At 46.9% G+C, this 1,162-nt stretch carries 1 protein-coding gene; it reads right to left on the bottom strand.

Going from position 1 to position 1,162, the window contains the following annotated elements; translation table 11 throughout:
* Positions 1-61 precede the first annotated feature (61 nt).
* Positions 62-742: an acyltransferase family protein gene (locus FAP39_RS17345; RefSeq protein WP_171006918.1), complete on the bottom strand. Its 681-nt coding sequence runs from the start codon at positions 740-742 to the stop codon at positions 62-64.
* Positions 743-1,162: the final 420 nt, after the last annotated feature.

Here is a 1,162-nt window from a genome sequence, read left to right as displayed (position 1 = left end):
TTGTATCCATTCAATCGGGTTGGATACATCTTAGCACGCTGTCCGAATTTGCCGGACCACTTCATTTCTCCACATTACGTGAACGAAAAAAGAAAGCCCAAGCGCCCAAGAAGAACAAATGCCCTTGAGAAATAGGCGTCCATTTTATGGGAAGGCTCGTACCCAAATACTTTTTTGATGCGTATGAGAAAGCCGCAGTAAGTATTGCCAAAACGAACATTGTCGCGACGGCTCCTTTGAGAGACTTTGAAAGAAAAAGCATTGAAGGCAGAGCAATATACCAAAATACTTCAATAGGTATTGACCACTCCACGCCCAAAACGGAATTTGCCACTCGGTAATCAAGGTAACTCAACATGCTAAGATGCATAATCCAATTGTAGAGGTCGGGCTCCGCTCCAAACCTCAGCATCCAATACGATGGGTTCATCAGGCCAGCGGCAACAACAAGAATTGCGAAAGAAATTAGCACATAATAGAGCGGCACAATTCTCATTATTCGCCTTGTCAAATATGAACGATAGCTGCTCGCTTCTGTGAATGTTTTGGCGATAGTAAACCCAGAAATGACGAAGAAAATGTCCACGCCGTATTTACCGGCACCGGTCATCGCGTTGCCTACCGATCCCCAGCCCATAAAAGCTCCGGAATGAATGATTACGACCATCGTTGCGGCAAGCGCACGAAGACCGGTAATAAAATCCGTATCACCATATGCTCTCAGAAATCGGTTGTTGCTCATAAGCTGCTCCATTAACTGCTTAAACCAATTAGTGCTTTAGACATCTATCAAGCAAGCATTTTTCCAGACTGGCAACGTTCCGAGCGCGCTTGTTTTGCTGAAACCGGATATTTGAAGTTTTAGTCGTCGGGGTCGGCTCTGGGCCTTCGCGAGAATTTGCTTCTATTGGCGCGGCTTTTCATCTAAATCTCGCTATAGTCCAAATCGAGCCCCCGCAACCAGTATCCTAGAACAAGCCACCTCAGGGTGGCTTTCTTCGTTTCTAGGAACACCCAAAGACAACAACACACAAAGGCGTATTCGACGCTTGGACCCAGCCGTCAGAGCGGCTTACCACGTGGCAACGCGCCGTGATTGAAGTGGTCCGGCAAATTCGGACAGCGTGCTAAGATGTATCCAACCCGATTGAATGGATACAAG

The organism is Shimia litoralis, assembly GCF_005518135.1.
Lineage (GTDB): Bacteria > Pseudomonadota > Alphaproteobacteria > Rhodobacterales > Rhodobacteraceae > Shimia_E > Shimia_E litoralis.
The sequence above is the reverse complement of the archived record's forward strand: the minus strand, read 5'-3'. Positions and strand labels throughout refer to the sequence as shown.

Excerpts from the sequence above, each read along its gene's own strand:
- FAP39_RS17345 (WP_171006918.1), bottom strand. The coding sequence starts at position 742 with ATGAGCAACAACCGATTTCTGAGAGCATATGGTGATACGGATTTTATT.